The sequence below is a fragment of the Ginsengibacter sp. genome, from assembly GCF_057362405.1.
Map to the genome: position 1 here is coordinate 1 of NZ_JBMQQG010000153.1, position 17282 is coordinate 17282.

At 36.7% G+C, this 17282-nt stretch carries 15 protein-coding genes; 6 read left to right on the forward strand and 9 right to left on the reverse strand.

Annotation, left to right across the window (positions count from 1 at the left end; translation table 11 throughout):
• Window positions 1-448 precede the first annotated feature (448 nt).
• Window positions 449-856, reverse strand: coding sequence for a response regulator (locus ACO1O5_RS12600; RefSeq protein ID WP_486270714.1), 408 nt, complete (start codon window positions 854-856; stop codon window positions 449-451).
• A gap of 1565 nt (window positions 857-2421) precedes the next feature.
• Here ACO1O5_RS12600 and ACO1O5_RS12605 point away from each other — a divergent pair.
• Window positions 2422-3840: a sensor histidine kinase gene (locus ACO1O5_RS12605; protein ID WP_486270716.1), complete on the forward strand. Its 1419-nt coding sequence runs from the start codon at window positions 2422-2424 to the stop codon at window positions 3838-3840.
• A gap of 1164 nt (window positions 3841-5004) precedes the next feature.
• Here ACO1O5_RS12605 and ACO1O5_RS12610 read toward each other — a convergent pair.
• Complete coding sequence (locus ACO1O5_RS12610) at window positions 5005-6084, reverse strand: AI-2E family transporter (RefSeq protein ID WP_486270718.1); 1080 nt, start codon at window positions 6082-6084, stop codon at window positions 5005-5007.
• Window positions 6085-6314: 230 nt separating this feature from the next.
• Here ACO1O5_RS12610 and ACO1O5_RS12615 point away from each other — a divergent pair, with 230 nt between their 5' ends.
• Complete coding sequence (locus ACO1O5_RS12615; protein WP_486270762.1) at window positions 6315-6635, forward strand: SAM-dependent methyltransferase; 321 nt, start codon at window positions 6315-6317, stop codon at window positions 6633-6635.
• A 101-nt stretch (window positions 6636-6736) separates the two neighbouring features.
• Window positions 6737-7162 carry a pyridoxamine 5'-phosphate oxidase family protein gene (locus ACO1O5_RS12620; protein ID WP_486270720.1) on the forward strand — a complete coding sequence of 142 codons (426 nt, stop codon included), beginning with the start codon at window positions 6737-6739 and terminating at the stop codon, window positions 7160-7162.
• 248 nt (window positions 7163-7410) lie between these two features.
• On the opposite strand, the gene ACO1O5_RS12625 is transcribed toward ACO1O5_RS12620, so the two are convergent.
• On the reverse strand, window positions 7411-7587 hold the full coding sequence (locus ACO1O5_RS12625; protein ID WP_486270722.1) for a hypothetical protein: 177 nt from the start codon (window positions 7585-7587) through the stop codon (window positions 7411-7413).
• Between the two features lie 858 nt (window positions 7588-8445).
• Window positions 8446-8595 (reverse strand): DUF7218 family protein, encoded by a 150-nt coding sequence (locus ACO1O5_RS12630; protein WP_486270724.1) that lies wholly within the window; start codon window positions 8593-8595, stop codon window positions 8446-8448.
• Between the two features lie 722 nt (window positions 8596-9317).
• On the opposite strand from ACO1O5_RS12630, the gene ACO1O5_RS12635 reads away from it, so the two are divergent.
• On the forward strand, window positions 9318-9830 hold the full coding sequence (locus ACO1O5_RS12635; protein WP_486270726.1) for an inorganic diphosphatase: 513 nt from the start codon (window positions 9318-9320) through the stop codon (window positions 9828-9830).
• Entirely contained in the window at window positions 9827-10324 is a 498-nt protein-coding gene (locus tag ACO1O5_RS12640) for a DUF421 domain-containing protein (RefSeq protein ID WP_486270728.1), read from the forward strand. The genes ACO1O5_RS12635 and ACO1O5_RS12640 overlap by 4 nt, the downstream gene beginning before the upstream one ends.
• Before the next feature lie 64 nt (window positions 10325-10388).
• Here ACO1O5_RS12640 and ACO1O5_RS12645 read toward each other — a convergent pair whose 3' ends face one another.
• Complete coding sequence (locus ACO1O5_RS12645; protein ID WP_486270730.1) at window positions 10389-10877, reverse strand: CinA family protein; 489 nt, start codon at window positions 10875-10877, stop codon at window positions 10389-10391.
• A gap of 396 nt (window positions 10878-11273) precedes the next feature.
• On the opposite strand from ACO1O5_RS12645, the gene ACO1O5_RS12650 reads away from it, so the two are divergent.
• On the forward strand, window positions 11274-11489 hold the full coding sequence (locus ACO1O5_RS12650; protein ID WP_486270732.1) for a hypothetical protein: 216 nt from the start codon (window positions 11274-11276) through the stop codon (window positions 11487-11489).
• Here ACO1O5_RS12650 and ACO1O5_RS12655 read toward each other — a convergent pair whose 3' ends face one another.
• From ACO1O5_RS12655 to ACO1O5_RS12670, 4 genes are read right to left on the reverse strand one after another with little or no spacing between them, the layout of a single operon-like run.
• Window positions 11490-12698, reverse strand: coding sequence for a family 1 glycosylhydrolase (locus tag ACO1O5_RS12655; RefSeq protein WP_486270733.1), 1209 nt, complete (start codon window positions 12696-12698; stop codon window positions 11490-11492).
• 4 nt (window positions 12699-12702) lie between these two features.
• Window positions 12703-14856 (reverse strand): family 1 glycosylhydrolase, encoded by a 2154-nt coding sequence (locus ACO1O5_RS12660; RefSeq protein ID WP_486270734.1) that lies wholly within the window; start codon window positions 14854-14856, stop codon window positions 12703-12705.
• Window positions 14819-15958: a UDP-galactopyranose mutase gene (glf, locus tag ACO1O5_RS12665; protein ID WP_486270736.1), complete on the reverse strand. Its 1140-nt coding sequence runs from the start codon at window positions 15956-15958 to the stop codon at window positions 14819-14821. The genes ACO1O5_RS12660 and glf overlap by 38 nt, the downstream gene beginning before the upstream one ends.
• Window positions 15951-17087, reverse strand: a complete 1137-nt coding sequence (locus ACO1O5_RS12670) for a glycosyltransferase family 1 protein (RefSeq protein ID WP_486270738.1) — start codon at window positions 17085-17087, stop codon at window positions 15951-15953. The genes glf and ACO1O5_RS12670 overlap by 8 nt, the downstream gene beginning before the upstream one ends.
• Window positions 17088-17282: the final 195 nt, after the last annotated feature.

Genomic DNA, 17282 nt, shown 5'->3' on the forward strand with positions numbered 1-17282 from the left:
AAATGCTCAAATTTTCGTGTTGCATATAATACTTTGCCTTTTGTAATCGAGTCGTGACTATATAATCATTCACACTGCAATTCAAGACGGTTTTAACTTTCCTGTACAATTGCACCCTGGAAATTCCTAATTCATTGCAAAGATCATTAACCCCAAACTCTTCATTGCTGATATTATTTTCAACGACAGCCGTGAAGTCAATTATAAATTTCCTGTCTTCTTTTTTCGATACCTGCGACTTCTCCTAATACAAAACAGTGTAATATGATACTAGGTACACAGTCGCGGGTATAGACGCAGTTTGAAACTCATGCTAGACGGGATAAGCAGATACATTTTGGATTTTTGCTTCATGTCAAAATCGAAGTTTACCAATATATGTGATTATGAAGCACCAAAGAAAAGAAGTTCATATAAAAAGGAGCCAGATATAGCAGATTAACTTCTCTTAATTAAGTTTGTTTAAACTTTTGGTATTACTCTCGAAGGCCGTCATGCTCTTGATATTCAAAACCTGGTTTATTTTTTTAATTAATGTTTGAAGGTCAAATGGCTTCTCTATAACTCCATTAGCTTTAAATTCCTCATAGTCTTTCAATAAGTCAGGACTAGCTGAGAGCAAAATAACCGGGATATTCGGATTATATTTTTCTTTTATTTCCATACATAATTCCCGCCCATCATCACCATTAATTCTTACATCTAAAAGTATCACATCCGGAATAAATATAGATAACGCATTTTTCGCCTTTTCATGTGATAATGCACCTTCAACATTATACCCCCTCATTTTTAAAAAAGTGGAAAGTATTTCAAGTAAATCTTCATGGTCATCAACTAACAGAACATTAGCCATAACCTATTTTTAAAGTGTAATGGCTCAAAACAATTTGCTGTTTAAAATTATAAAAAATTTATATAAAAAGAAATTAAAATGTTAAATTATTATAATACGATATGTCCATGACCCACTCTAACTCATCTTGGTTTCTTTAATTGCTATTGTATTAGTAAAAAGATAAGCCTGAAGCGGGTTTAGAGTTTAACGTATGAGAAGAATAGAAGCCGGAGTAAACACTTCGGCTTGTAATTTTAATTTTCAAACTGCGTCGCTAATAATAGTTATTATCGTGGTCCCGCTTCCTCCATGTGCAATTACTAAGAGTAAGTGTGACACCCGTTAAGCCACCTACAAATGGTATCACCTCTAATTGTCCATATAAATCGGCAAGAAACAGGAATGTTTTACACCTATAATTGAAAAGAAATACTGTAAAATAACACAGCATCATAACCAACAGGCTAAACCAAAAATATGTCGTTGTATTGCCTTACTGGAAGCTACAATAATGCTTTCTGTTCTGGTTTTTTAATCATGAAACGGCCGGCGGAGCCAGAAGAAATAACTCCTGCCAATTTGTTCATGACTTAATCCAAGTGTTCAAATTATATTTACGAGTAGATCTTCACGAGTAGATCTTCCAGTGATCGGTGGTTACATCTGCGGATGCTTTTCCAGGTTTAGAAGATTATGTCTTAATTGCTTTAAAAAGAAATTCTTGCTTTTTGCGGGGATATCTCCAACAGGCAAACTTTTCCGGAATACTTTACTAAATGAAAATGTATAATTGATATTGCATGCTTTGTATATACCGAACTAGTTCTTAAAACTTTCAATGGCCCGGGTATATTCATTTAAGCGAGGCGTCCGTTGGCGTATCACGTATAATATGGTTTACTTTAAAATCATGCAGGGGTGTATAATTCGAGAGAAGCAGCCAACTTTTCGAGCATGGTTTTTGTAAATTTTCTTATAGATAATAAGATATCCTTTAAATTTTTATTATGGGAACTGTAATATTTTTATCCATTTGCGGTGTCATGATTGCTAGCGTACTCCTAATTTTTTACTTGCGGGGAAAATCCGGCAGCACGCCGAAGAACAATATGGATGAACAGGCAAATTAAGTTTTCACCTGTTTACCTTAAACGGGAGATTGAATACATAGGTAGCTGAACCTAAAAAACAATTTACACAACAATACCCGACTGGTGAGTTATTGCCAGGACAAGATTAAAGAACGGTAAAAGTCATACACTCTTGATGTGACGTAGCTTGGGGAAAACTGTGGTGGCATAAAAATTGCTTTTTTGAAATCAAGTTGTGTAAATTATTTTTCTCTTCAATAGCACACAGTTTTTAATCCTGCCCTGGTTTTTGACTTGAATTTTTCTTTTCAACGGGATATCAATGGAAAGTCAGTCAAATACGAGGATCATTTAAGGATGCTTATTTCTGCTGTTTTCCTGACGGTATTAAGTATGGCTTTTTTTTAAGCGAATCAAAGTACGTATGGACCAAAACTTAGTACATATTTTTCAATATTGCAATCCGCAAAAAGTTTATTAATTAATCAGACGATGACTGAAGCGCTTAACCTTATTGATACTTTGCTGAAGAATGCGAAAGCAAATGCTGTTATCCTAATGGATAGCAAGGGAATTATAATAGAAACTAATAATGCCTTTACTAAGCATTTCGGATATAAAAATAGTGAAATAACGGGGCAGCATTTCTCCATATTATTTACGCCCGATGACCGAAAAAAGGGCTTGCCCGAATGGGAACTTAATAAGGTTCTGGCAGAAGGACAGGCGTCAGATAACAACTACATGTTAAATAAAAATATGAAAACTACCTGGGTATCGGGAGAATCACTTTTAACTAGACATAATGATGGACGCATTTGTATCATAAAGATAATTCAGGATATACATCTAATAAAAGTTGGTGAACTGGGACTTCAAAGTCTGGGTGACTTTAACGAGAATATTTTAGGATCCATAGAAGACGTTGTAATTGTTTTGGATGAAAATATGAGAGTAACAAAGGCTAATAACGCATTTACAAAACTATTTAAGAAAAATCTCCCTGATTTATCAAGCCTGAATTTTGAAAAACTTATAAAACCATACGATATAAAAAATCGACTGCTGGACAATATTAAAGATGTGCTGAAAACTAAAAAACACTTCTTAAACAAGGAAATTACAGTTGACTCGGTTTCCGGCGAGCCAAGGTTTTTTGATGTAAGTTGTAGGCCGATCAAGAATTCAGATTGCAAGGTATTGCTTGTGGCGCATGACATTACGGAACACAAAATGGCTGAAAGGGAAAAGGAAGATATTATTGGATTTTTGGCCCATGAAGTACGGAATCCGCTGGCGAATATATCCCTGTGCAACCAGGCAATGGCTCAAGCAGTTAACGAAAACAACGTTTCGGATCTGGGGGACTTAATAGAACGTTCTATGAAAAACGTAAGGCGACTAAACAAGATGGTCGAAGAACTGTATGACATTGCACGGGTGGATTCAGGAAATTTACCATTAGAAATTTCTGAATTTAATGTAAAGGACATAATTGACGAAGCGATAGAAACCGTAACAGGCCTGCGGCCTGGCTACCACATCATGGTGGCGGGCCCGGGAGATATTAAGGTGAAGGCAGATAGATACCGGCTCATGCAAGTTGTGTCAAACTACATTAATAATGCGATTAAATATGGCGAAACAAATACAATTCACCTTACTATAAGGCTAAACGATTGTAAAGTGACGATATGTGTACAAGATTGTGGAAGGGGCATACCAAAAGACCAGCTGCCTTATATTTTCAACCGTTTTTTCAGAGGATTAAAAACAAAAAATGTGGATGGCATGGGACTGGGTCTTTATTTATCCAGGCAGATTATACATGCCCACAAAGGGGAGGTTTGGGCAGAAAGCGAAGAAGGAAAGGGATCAACTTTTTGCTTTTCGATCCCCTTGCCTGATTAGTGTGTAGGCTATACCGGCGCATACTAACCGCTGCCTTTGCCGGATCGTTTTTGCGGTGTGTCATACAAATTAGGCTGCGTTCAAAAATGAATGATTTAAGAACACTGCCATTTTCCATTATATCTCATGCTCTGTGCTTACATCCTGGCTTTCTTTTTATGAGAATGCTCGCCACCTCTTTTGGAAGCCGCCGGTGTGTTAGCGATCTTAGCGGCTCTTCAGCCTCCGTAGGGCTGCCTCCTTTCGCAAGCCCGCATCAAGTCCTCGTGAGAGCCGCTGGTCTACTGACCGACCAACCATTATAGCGTTCCGTCTTGTCCTATAGAGTTTTATGGTAATGGAAGTTGTAGCTTTAATATATTGAGGTATTTGAATCTGGGAGAAGATTAAAAATGACGAAACTAACGGTTACGAGCACACTAAGTGTAGCCGGGAGAATATTAGTTTTGGAATTATGATGCATCACCGGAAACCGAATTTGGATTTATAATCCCGCTGGTCAGGAGACGAGGCGTTACAGGCCGGAAGGCTTATTAAATTTGGAAGTAGAACACCCGGGGAGGTAAAACAAATACAGTTGAAACGGTTAGACAGGGTACAAGACACTTTTGCAAACATAAAAATAGAGTGCACGACCAACGACTATTTTATAATGCCCGATATGCCCATGCCTGAATATCCGTAAGGGAAAGACCTTCATTTTGGTTAAACATAACATCAGCAGCAGGGCTTGATGCAAGTGGTTTCCGTTCTCAACGTCTAAGGAAGCAGGAACAACAATATTCGCATCATACTATCATGGCACAGCTTATGACCCTGCAAACATTGGCTTAACAGCAATTCCAAAATTTGACCGATTTACTTTAATTCCAAATTATTTTTCTACTTTAATTAAAACACCACAGCAAAGTTTGGTATATATGTAATTTATGAAAACGGCATTGGCGGCGGCATTAAATAGATTGAAGGTATAGGCAACAGCACACATTCATACTTTGAAAAAAATAAGACAAATCGTTACGCACGCAAATCTCTTTTGAATATATATTAAACGATAGAGCAAAATTTATTTTCAAAAACAGTGCGGGTTATTACGACCTTTCTATTCTATTTCTGATTACTTATTTTCAGGTGTGCATAAAGGTATTTGGTCGCCGATCCAGCTTACGGATGAATCCAGGTCTTAATCTTATTTAGAATGTTGCTTTTCCTTTTTGAGTGCCTTCCGAGCAAATATCCATAAGAATGTAGTTGTTCAACGTTGTCGAAAATGATCTTTGTAATTCCAGTGACTGGAATAGCTATAATCATTCCACCAAGGCCCCATATCATCTCTCCAATGATCAAAACTATAATAACAATTAAAGGATTTAGGTCTACCTCGCCACCAAGCAGTAAAGGCTGGATAATATAGAACTGTGTAAACTGGATAATAAGATATACAACAACAACAGTTGTCATCATGGTTCCACTTCCTCCCTGGGAGATTACCATTAAAAGAGTCAGCGAGATTCCTGTTAAACTCCCAACAAATGGTATTACTTCTAATAAACCACATAAGCCCGCGAAGACTACAGGGTTTTTTACACCAATAATTGAGAAAGAAATCGTGTATAAAATCCACAGCATAGTAACTAATAATGCTAACCCAACAAGATAATGCTGCGTTGCTTTACTGGAGGCGGCAATGATATTTTCCGTTTTCGTCTTTTCACCCTCAGGAACTAGTTTTAATATGAAAATTTTTAAATGTCTCCTTGAATATAATAGCATGAAAACGTAGACGATCATTATGACAAAATTTACAGTAACGAAAATAAGGGACCCCATAAAAGTGATGATTATATTACTCGCTCCATCCGCATTCTTGCCCTCGAGTATTTTTTCCTGTACAGTTGGTTTTATGCCGAACTCCCGATAAATGAATAATTGCAGTTGACCTATTTTGTTCATTACATTGATTTGGATTTCGGATATATCCCTGGCGATCGCATTTACACGTCCGGTAAAAAAATAAATGATAATAGCCAAAATAGAAAGAAACATAATAACACATATAAGAGACGAAAACGCCCTTTGTACACCTTTACTTTCCATCCAGTTAGCGGCTGGTATAAAAAGCATTGCTAAAAGACCAGCAATTGTTAGAGGGAGCAGAAAAAGCTTCGCGTAAATTAAGATGCTAAAACTCAAAAATATAAGTAATAGAACAAGCACCCATTTACCTAAAATAGTTCTATGCATGAAAACGTTGGATGAAAAATTATGCCATAAATTCTGGAAATGAACTTATATTCTATTTTATAGGGGCACGGGCTCTTTATTTGTTAAGTATCCAACTGCGTTTACCTGTAAGCCGAGGCACAATTTGGGTGAGGGTTTAATAAAAAATCATTGCTAACACTTTTGGAACTTTAATCATAAAAGAAAAAATTAAAAACTAGGGTCCTTTGCCTTTTTGCAACTTTATGGAAATGGGCCTCTATTATCCTAGCGATGAAGTAGGAGACAAAACGGGATGTGTAATATGTAACCAGGTAATAGATAATTTTCCAGTAAATATGGTCGAAATGCGAAATGAGTTGATGGAAGTATTTGTAGATTTTTCAGAGCAATTTGTCGAGATTTTAAGGCGGGCTTCAGAGGTATTAAAAAACTATTTAAAAGTGCAAAATATAAGCCTACCTAAAGGGTACCGCACCGAAATCAATCTAAATGCCAAATGTCTTGTATTCTCAATTTTGGGCTATATGATATTTGGAAGTATTTCGTTACTGATTTTGATGCTCTTTTAAATTGGCAGGGATGTTGAATGCATTTATAAATATACAAGTCGGGAAACTTAACTTCTTATAGTATTGACGACATAAAATCTTCAAATTTTAAAACAAGAAAAATGGCAGACTTGGAATTGAACGATGTAAGCAGAAAAATGCGCAAAATTGATATTTGCATGATGTCTACAAAGACTCCAACGGGTGTGATAATTGGCAGGCCAATGTCGAATAACACTGATGTCGATTTTGACGGTAATTCGTGGTTTTTTAGTCTTGAAGATGCGGCTGTAGTTAAAGACTTGAAAGTAGATGATGCAGTTAACCTAAGTTTTCAACGGGATGGGAAATTTTTTGCTTCTGTTACGGGGCACGCTACCATCAGCCGTGCAAAAGAAGATTTGGAAGCACACTGGGCGGATTCGCTGGGTAAATGGTTTGAAGAAGGAGTTAACACCCCTGGAATCGTCTTAATTCACGTGAAGGCCGACCTTGTGAAATATTGGGACGCCACGGACTCTGGAGTACTAAAATTGTACGAAAACTGAACAAAGTACTTTAAGACTGGAGTACTCAAACACTTAATAAACTAGATGGGGATGGCCATTTTTGGGAAACGCATATTACTCGTAACCCCAAAAAGATACAATACGTTTTTTTTGAATTCAGAATTAATAGAAATCACTATAGTTTGCCCTGAAGGCAATGTTAATCAACTGCCCAAATTTACAATTTAGGGAGTTCAAATGCTGCGAATTGCAACGCTAAAAAGTGCAATCCGGTTTTTCGACCCAAATTAATCGTCCTTATGTTGTTCACTACGGTAATTATCTCTCTTAGGATTCAGGCCTGAACCGTATTCGTCAGTGCCAGGCCTGTAGGCCTTAGTGATCGTTTTTCTACCCTGTGTGTCATCACGCCTGATATCAGTGCCTTTTACTTTGTTTTTGTTTTTAGTATGTGCTTTTTTCATAATTAACTGTTTTGTAAAAACCTCATAAAAATTATGCCGGAAAGCATTAAAAATTACACTCATCAGTTATAGTTGTTGACTTTGCGACTTGTATGATAATGGGTACTCGAAAATAGAAAACTAAAATATACCTTCAACAGTAGCGTGGCTTACACCAAAAATTGATTTGCAAAGCAAGCTATTCAGAAATGACAAACGACGGAGTTATCTACATCCTTCTTTTAAGAGTATCCGCGTAGACAAAACAATTCACAAGTAATAAAAAAAACGTGCGGATGAAAATGTTTTGTCTGCCAAAACGAGCTCCAAAAGGACTTTGGCATCTAAAAAAACGTCAAGTAAGGCCGGCAGAAAAATTTCCGGCCTGCATCTTAAATCTCATTGTATTGCAGAAAGAAAAACATTATTAAATCTAACAGAAAAATCGCAAATGAAAACAATTAACGGCCACAAAATTACCTTCAATACTTATAATAACGTACTTGGTAAGGGCGCTAACACGAAAACACTCAAAAAAAATGCGTTGTTTTTGGGAAAATTGAAACGATAGATCGCCAATGTAATTGTGGTTATTGCTCTCAATAGAATCCTATGCCGGGCACGATGTTCATCGCGTCTCTATCCCAAACATGATGTTAAGCACTGGATAAAACAAAATGGCCAGAAAATGCCTTACCATCAATGAAAATTTGTTAGCGCTTTTCTGCCCGTAAATTACATAAACAATCAACTGCCTGAGATTAAAGTCAAGACGTTCATTTCAAAACATATTTTAATTCAATATTTCGGCATTTTTTGTGTTTTCACTATTTAATATTCCGGGCTACCGCAAAACGGTGCCCGGAAATAAACAAGAACCTATTTGTCTTTGTGAGAATGTTCCCCTCCTTTTTTGGATGATCCTGGTGAATTGGCAATTTTTGCTGCCCGCTCCTTACTCATTCCTTTGTTTTTGAGCGCTTCGTACTTATCCTGGTCCTTAACATGACCGTGTTTTTTCCCTGGCATAATTATAAATTTATTGGTTAACAATTGTTATTGATTTATCAATAATATTGCCAAACACAGCTAGTTCACTTTAGGATGGTAAAAGCAAGAGTGCTTACCGGAAGTGACAAAATATATTTCAATTTTGTGAGCAGTAAATGATCATTCGAAAAGCAGCCTCTTGGTTCGTGAGGAAACATTACCGCCAACATATTCTGAACTGCAGGTACTTAATTCCCATATTTATGGTTAGAGGTGATAGCGCCACCAACAAACCGGTATTTTGCTAAATAAATTTATCCGGTGCTTGGGGATTTTACGTATACGCTTGTCCGTGGCATGAAAAACTGCCGTGAGGATTTGCGCCTCTAATCCCAGTAATCCAAATTTCTCTGCACCTCTTGCACCAGCCTCACAGAAATCTGGATCCGGGCACAATCTAAAAATAAAGGAATGGTTTTCTGAGCAAACACCTCCAGTGAGAGATTACTTTCAAATGGCCTTCAAAAAAGCTGAATAGCATAATAAGTCATTTAAAGACAACGCTGCTATTTTAGTCAATCGCTTGATAGGCGGCATTTTCTACATTTTTAAATATGATTTTCAATCGATCTAACAGCACTCACATGTCCACCAAGGCGATTTCAGAATAAGATGCAATCTGTGCTCTTATAATCTAAAAGTGAACTTCGTTTTTCATGTTTAAATACGCGAACGGTATGCAATTTGTAATGCAGTGAAATATGAAATTACCTTCCACATTTGCAAAGGAAAGTCATCAAATAAATGTGATAATTGAAACTCCAAGAGGCTGCGGAAATAAGTATGCATTTGATTTCGAAACAGGATTATTTAAATTAAGTAGAATTCTTCCGGAGGGAATGGTATTTCCTGCACATTTTGGTTTTATTCCGGATACCAAAGGTGATGACGGAGATCCCCTGGATGCACTTGTCTTAATGGATGAAATGGCTTATCCCGGCAATTTAGTTGAATGCAGGGTGTTGGGCGTCATTGAAGCTGAGCAAATTGACCATCGCGGCGAAACTATCAGGAATGACAGGATAATTACAGCAGCAACTCTTTCAAAACGATATCTGCCGTTTGAATCGCTCAAAAGAATGGATAGCAATTTAATAGATGAAGTCACTAAATTTTTTATTACATATAATGCTATAGGAAACAAAAGATTTAAACCTTTGGCTTACAGAGGACCATCCAAAGCGCTCAAAGTCATAAAAAAACACATGCAATGAACGACATTATTCAAACTTTATTTGGCGAAGGAAAGTACCTCAACGTTTTACAAATGGGGTGCAGGGCGTTTGTAATGTTTTTCATAACTCTTACCCTTATTCGAATTGCCGGCATGCGGTCTATCGGCCAAAAATCTGCGTTTGATTCAATAATAGTAATTTTATTGGGATCTGTTTTGAGCAGGGCTGTAGTCGGCGCATCGCCATTTTTACCGACGGTTATTGCAGGACTCGTAATATCAGTGCTTCACAAAACGATTGCAATAATCACAGTTCGTAATCATATTATAGGCCATATTATTAAAGGTGAAAAAAGGTTATTGTTCACAAATAATGAAATTATTCAAAAAAACATGATAGATTCCTGCATAAGCTTAAAAGATTTGAGAGAAGAAATAAGACTGAATATAAATGAAGATACGACTGATCATATTGAAGAGATTTATATGGAAAGAAGTGGGCGTGTTAGTATAATAAAAAAACGTTCAAATTAATTAGTCCTGAATCAATAAATTAAATGAAACAGGAGTAAGTGCAAATCAAAAATCAACCGACAAATCATTTCGTGGGTGCGTAACCGCCGTGCCTGTATATAAACCTATACAATTCATTACATGCTTTTTTCTTAATCTCAAGTGGCTTTCCGCGAAATTGTTTTTTTAGACGGTGAAATTTGTTGTTATAATAAATTGAATAGAATACAGTGCCGACAGGTTCCCTGGGAGTCTCGCTTCTACCAGCAGTGGCTAATCCTGTTACTGCCGCATAAATATTTGCCTTAAACAGAAGGCGCAAATTTTTGGCAAGTTCATCAGTTACCTGCTGTGATACGCTGGTATACTTTTTTATCAATGACCGCTTTACTTTTAATAAATTAATCTTTACTTCTTCATCATAACATACAATACTTCCCTTTAAAAAATCTGAAGCGCCAATAATATTTCCAAGGCTGTGAGCTACCAGTCCACAGGTTACACTTTCAGCCAAAGCAATGGAAAGGTTATTTTTTTTTAAATGATTTGCAAGTATTTGTGCAGGGCGGGCCATGTTTAATTACAATTACAAAAGTTAGGAAAGGATAGGAGCCTGAGTACAAATTTTTGATTGCGATAAAGCAATTTATTTTTTTTTTTAAATGCTGTAAGAATGTGAAACACTGTACAACTATAAACGAAGCGGCGCCGCGACCGCAGATAACTTTTCTTCTACAATTTTTATTTTTCATCGTTCATCAATGTAGAATTCCGTGCATTTATTTTTTATTTATACAAGTAATTTTAATTTTAATAAGCGTAACAAATAATATGCCTCATGGCCGGTGATGAACAGGTATATTTTTTGCTGTTTTTTTTCCACAAATGAATGCACTATTGGTCAGAGGGTGTGAACTTTTACTAAATGCTGTCATGGCATATTTTTTTCAGGCTTCCTAAAAACTCCACTATGCAAGAAATGATACCGAAAGTTGTAGAAATTAAAAATAAAGAAACTCATTCCCATTTAATGGCTGGCATTTTCGCTTTCGCGGAACAACCCTCCTTAAATGATCCGCGAAAAAAAGAAGATCCGGGAAACACAAATGTTCAAATTAATGCTTCAGAATTATTTTCTTTATTCACAGCAGATATTATCAAAGAAAAAATAATTTTTACGAGATAATTACCAGGTTTGGAATATAAGCCCAAAACTTTCTTCCATTATAATATCTTTCCATTGGTGTATAAGTTTTTTATACGCTTCACCGACAGGCATAATTTTTCTGTTCAGGTCATAAAGTCCTAATTCATTGATATTTCCGGCATTTTCACGCAAGGCCGAATCCCAGTCAACCTGATGTAAAAGGCTGTACCAGGTAAATCCTACCACTGGTACTCCATCATGCTTTAGACGATGAACATTGGCCCATTGTTTTATGAGCCATTCCTTCGAGGCAGGCATTTTAATATTGGTTTCTGTATGCATAATCGGCAACTTATACCGTTTATAATATTGATTGGTTATAACATAATAGCCGAATATTTCGCCGGCTGCCTGCGTCATTCCATCAGGATGCACAATATGTTCATTGGTTACATAATAGTCATTGCCCATTATACACCGAGCCTTAACCTGGTTTTTAGCAAACCACTGAAACTCCTCTGCTGTCATTCCATTACCAAGAAGATATTGATACATCGGCACGTTCAGAGGATATCCGTAGGTAAGGTCAAGTGCTAAAAATCGTTTTTGATTCAGAAATCTTGCCAATGCAGTTGCCTCAGGTTCTATAGCATGAAAATATTCGGATGATTCGCTCTGAATAAAAGTAGCATCAGGTTGCACTTTTAAAATTTCATGCATGGCCATAACATTCGCTTTACATAAATGTTTTAATGCATTAACAAAGGCCTTGTCTGATTGTAACTTTTCATTCCACCATCCATATTGTGCTGAGAATTGAGCTGCTATAAAAATTTCGTTAATTGGAGTATATAACTGCAAATTGGGAAAGCGTTTTGCGAACGCTCCGGCATATTCTGCAAAATAAATTGGGAGATCAGGATTTTGAAAATTTTCTATCCAATCAGGAACTCCAAAATGACATAAGTCAACGATCGGTGTAATGCCAAGTTCATTTAATTTGCTGAAAGTCTCGTCCGCAAAATCCCAATTATATTTTCCAGGTGCTAAGTGGGTGCTAAAGTAGGGCGGCCCATAACGCAGGTACTCTACATCCAGTTCTTTTACTAATTGAAAATCAGTTTTCCAGTTTTGGTAATGACCTGTTTTTTCCATTTCATCTACTCTGAATTTACTACCATCGGGCAGTAAGATCGTGGGGTAACTATTTTCTATCCCCGTTGAAAACATGAATTTTGACCCTGACATATTATTAAACTATTTTTTCATCAAAAAACCGCTGAAGCGCATGTTCGAAAAGTGGGAGTTTAACACCCTTGCTGCTTTGTAAGGCACTGTTTAACGGTCGTTTTGCCACCCATTGCATCTCAGTATTTGAACACTGTATAAGATTATTTTTTGAAACTCGTGCTCTGTCAGCAACTTCGTATGCAAAGTCTGACCATGAAATACTTCCTTCATTAGATAAATGCCATATACCGTTTTCGTCATCAATTAATAGATCAAGAGCGGTATTCACTAAGTCAGGAAGATAGGTTGGGGAAATAATTACATCATTTACTACTTTACACGGTTCATTTTCTTTTAATGACTTAATTATTTGCATTGGAAAATTATAACTATCCCACGGTCCGAAAAAAGCGCTTGTGCGAATAATCAACGATGATGGATTTGAATTTATTATTAGCCTTTCTCCTTTTGCCTTACTCTTTCCATATATATTTAAAGGTTGAATATCGTCTGATTCCAAATAGGGTGAAATTTTATTCCCATCAAAAACAAGGTCAGATGAAAAACTCATAAATTTAATTCCTTTGATGCTGCAATAGTCTGCTAACAAAAATGGGCCAATTGCATTGATGCTAAAACACTTTTCAATTTCTGATTCGGCATAATCTACCCTTACATAGCCTGCGGCATTTACTATTGCCCAAGGCTCGTAAAAATCAATCGCCATTTCAATTTCATCTTTCTTGGTAATATCAAGATCACTGCGTTCTAACGCACAAAAGGGAATGGATCTTTGTTTACAGATTACTTGTAAGGCCTTTCCCAGTTTGCCGTTTTTGCCAATTATAAGCAAAGGGTGCGCAAGAGAATTTTTGAATGAATCTAAACTTCCTGTTTGAGATTTATGCCACCAGCCACATTCATTTATCAAAGGATGTTCGTACGTTCCCTTTGTATTGAGAGAATAAATAAGCTTTGCCAATGCAGTTGGCCTTAACATATTATTCTTAATATCAAAAATACCTGACTCATAATTGTTATCTTCTTTTGTCAATAAACTGTTCCAATCAAATGCGCCCAATAACGACCACGCAGTTATTGCTTGTATAACTATTCCATTTTGTATAAGGTCACAACAAACATCCCATGCTTCCATAAACCAACGTAACTGTTCTTCACGTGTACAATTTAAATGAACTTCAGTAAGTGCGATAGGTAAATGATAACGACTCCATGCTTCTTTTAATAAATTTTTTAGACCAGAAGGTTTTATATATTGTACTGCCGCTATATCTGCATACACATGTTTTCCGTTTTCGCCGAAAGAAGATTCAGGATACCTATAAATATTCTCGTCGAGATAGCGCTCAGAAGTAACATAGTAGTTTAAACCCATTACATCAGGCGGACAGGGATTTTCAAGGAAAAATTCCAACACCTGATTCTTAATTCCTATTGAAGAAAAATAGTTCCAAAAAAAATGATCGGGATTAACCTTTCCACAAAGCAAATCAAATGTGAGCCAACGTCTTTTGTTTTCAAAATCTGCCTGGTAGCGTAATAGAGAAGTACTATGTATTTTAGCAAGGTCTTCGGTTTGAACAAGTTTGGCCGAGGGATTAATTTTTCGAATAGCCTTCATAGATAGTACAACACCTTTCAATTGGTTAAGCAACATTTTGGCAAAACTTAATGCATTTTTATGATGCGGATACCATAATCCATACAATCCGCTAAAACGGGCAGTGGTAAGCGGTTCATTAACAGGCGTATAATATTGCAGCCATGGGAATTCTTGTGCAACCTGAAAAGCATATCGTGCAAGCCTTTCCGCAAAATCGTCATTCATTAGAGAAGTAAAAATCGGGCCACTTCCATGATGAACCAAACCTGCAATGGGAACGATATTGTAAGCTCTGATTTTCTCAAGTTGCTTTCTTATCCATTGCCATTCTCTTTTATTTTGTTTTGACAGGTTATGATAACGTTCCCATAAAACAGGATACCTTAAAGCGGTAATACCCAGCGAGGCAAAATTTTTGATATCACCATTACGTTTATAATGGCCGGCGTACTCAAGCTGATCACGATACTTATTCTCTATCCTGTTAATCGTACATTCAATCCCTCCCCATATCTCAGGTTTGTATCCGCGGTTCTTTAATTCCATTTCCATGATATTCGATTTCAGAGGATGAAAGCATTTTTTTATAAAGCGTCAGCGCCTGCGCTACTACCTGGTCCATATTGTAATATTTATAAGTGGCTAACCGGCCTGTAAAATAAACATCCTGTATTTCTGAAGTTAATAACTGGTACTTCCTATACAATTCTGCATTTTCGGGTTTCGGAACAGGATAATATGGATCACCACTATCTTTTGGATACTCATATACTATAGAAGTTTTAGAATGCTTCTGGCCGGTTAAATATTTAAATTCTGTTATCCTGGTGAATGCATGCTCGTTAGGATAGTTAACCGTACCTGAAGGCAGGTATCGTTCCGTATCTATTGTTTCAAATTTAAAATCGAGTGACCTGTAGGGCAACTTACCATAGCAATAATCAAAATAATAATCGATTGGCCCGGTATATATCATTTTCTTGTGTGGAATTATACCTTTTATTTCTTTATAGTCTGTGTTCAACATCAGCTTTATGTTTGGATGACTCACCATATTTTCAAACATTTTTGTGTAGCCAAATAAAGGTATTGCCTGGAAAGTATCTGTAAAGTATCTGTCATCACGGTTGTTACGGGTAGGTATTCTTGCCGTAACCGCTGCATCAAGCTCAGAAGGATCAAGATTCCATTGCTTTTTCGTGTAGCCTTTAAAGAATTTATTGTACAATTCCCTTCCAACTTTATTAACAACAACATCTTCGGAAGTGACGATCCTTTCTTTTTTTTCTGCTTTAGATTCGAAGAACTCATCCACTCCAGCGGATGAAAGCTGGATTCCATATAAAGTATTAATTGTATTCTGATTTATAGGAATAGGAACCAACATGCCATCGACACTGGCAAGTACGCGATGTTCATAAGGCCTCCATTTTGTAAAATTGCTTAAGTATTCAAATATATCTTTACTATTTGTATGAAAAATATGCGGACCGTATTTGTGAACCAGTATTCCATCATCGTTAAAAAAATCGTATGTATTACCACCAATATGATTTCTTTTATCTGCGAGTAATACTTTTTTTCCAGACTGCGCAAGTCGCTCAGCCAAAGTTCCGCCGGCAAGTCCTGCTCCAACAATTAAATAATCAAACATGGGCGCTCAGCTTTTGATTACTGCCGATTGATTTCTTCGCGAGAGCGTTGTCAATTAATTCAGTCATCTGGTGCCATGTATTATTCCATGATATATTAGCAAGAAATGCATCGACTTGTTTAAGCCATTCTTTTCTACCAGGTTCCGAAAAAATTGTTTCGGCAGCATTAATAAAATCTTTTGCCGTGTCAGCAATATGCACCAGCCGTTTTTCTCCATAAGGCTTTACCACATCCCTGATTGATGTAGATATCACCGGCTTGCCCGCGGCCAGGTACTCCGGAGTCTTAGTGGGACTTATATATTTAGTTGATTCATTAATTTCAAAGGGAAGCATTGCAATATCCCATCCTGAAAGATATATCGGTAGCTCTTCATAATCTTTACTTCCCAGGTAATGTATGTTTGTTCGTTGTGGAAGTGTAGCCGGATCGATTTTAATGACCGGCCCTATCAAAATAAAATGCCAGTCAGGACGGATCTCGGCCATTTCTTTAATCAATTTGATGTGGAGGCGTTCATCAATTACTCCGTAAAAGCCAAGTCGGGGATGCGGAATATTTTTTTGATCATCTGGTTGCGAAACTACACTCCTTGCAATAATAAAATGTGCTTTATCAATACTGCTGGGAAATGGATAGATATTTTTATGAAGATGTTTTTTTGCTTGGTAAAGAGAATGACCACCGGTAAAAACAAGGTCAGCTTTTTCAAAAAGCAGAGCTTCATACCTTTTTAAGTCAGGATGTGCAAATTTAAACGCTGATAACTCATCCATACAATCGTACACAATAAGTTTTGGATGAAGATGATCGCTATATTCTAACGCCATCGGTGTATAATACCAAAGCATATAATGCTTGATATTCATGGCGGAAAATAATGAGTCAATCAATGTTTTAAGCGTTTTGTTTTTTTGTTCCGGCAGCAATTCCCTTGAGAGATATAATTTGACCACCGAGAGGTTCTCTTCCCTTTGCTCCGCAATATCAAAGTAATTTGATTTTCCATCCGGCAAAGACTCTTCAATTACAAAAACTCTGTTATACAATGCAAACCTTGTTAGTAAATGTTGCGGGCGCTGATATACAAAATTCCATCGAATGTGACTGAAGCAAATTAGATCCATAGATTAAAATTTAAGGTTAACTAAGGGAAAAGATTCGCTAATCAAATACTATTTATATGCCAGTTAACTTATTGGACGGATATGAATTTTCTTCGGCCTTGTTAACATAACATACAATATTATCATGTGTATTAAAATACTCAGGGACGGACGGGTTTGTAGAAATTATTACATTTTAAATGAGAAAGGATTTAT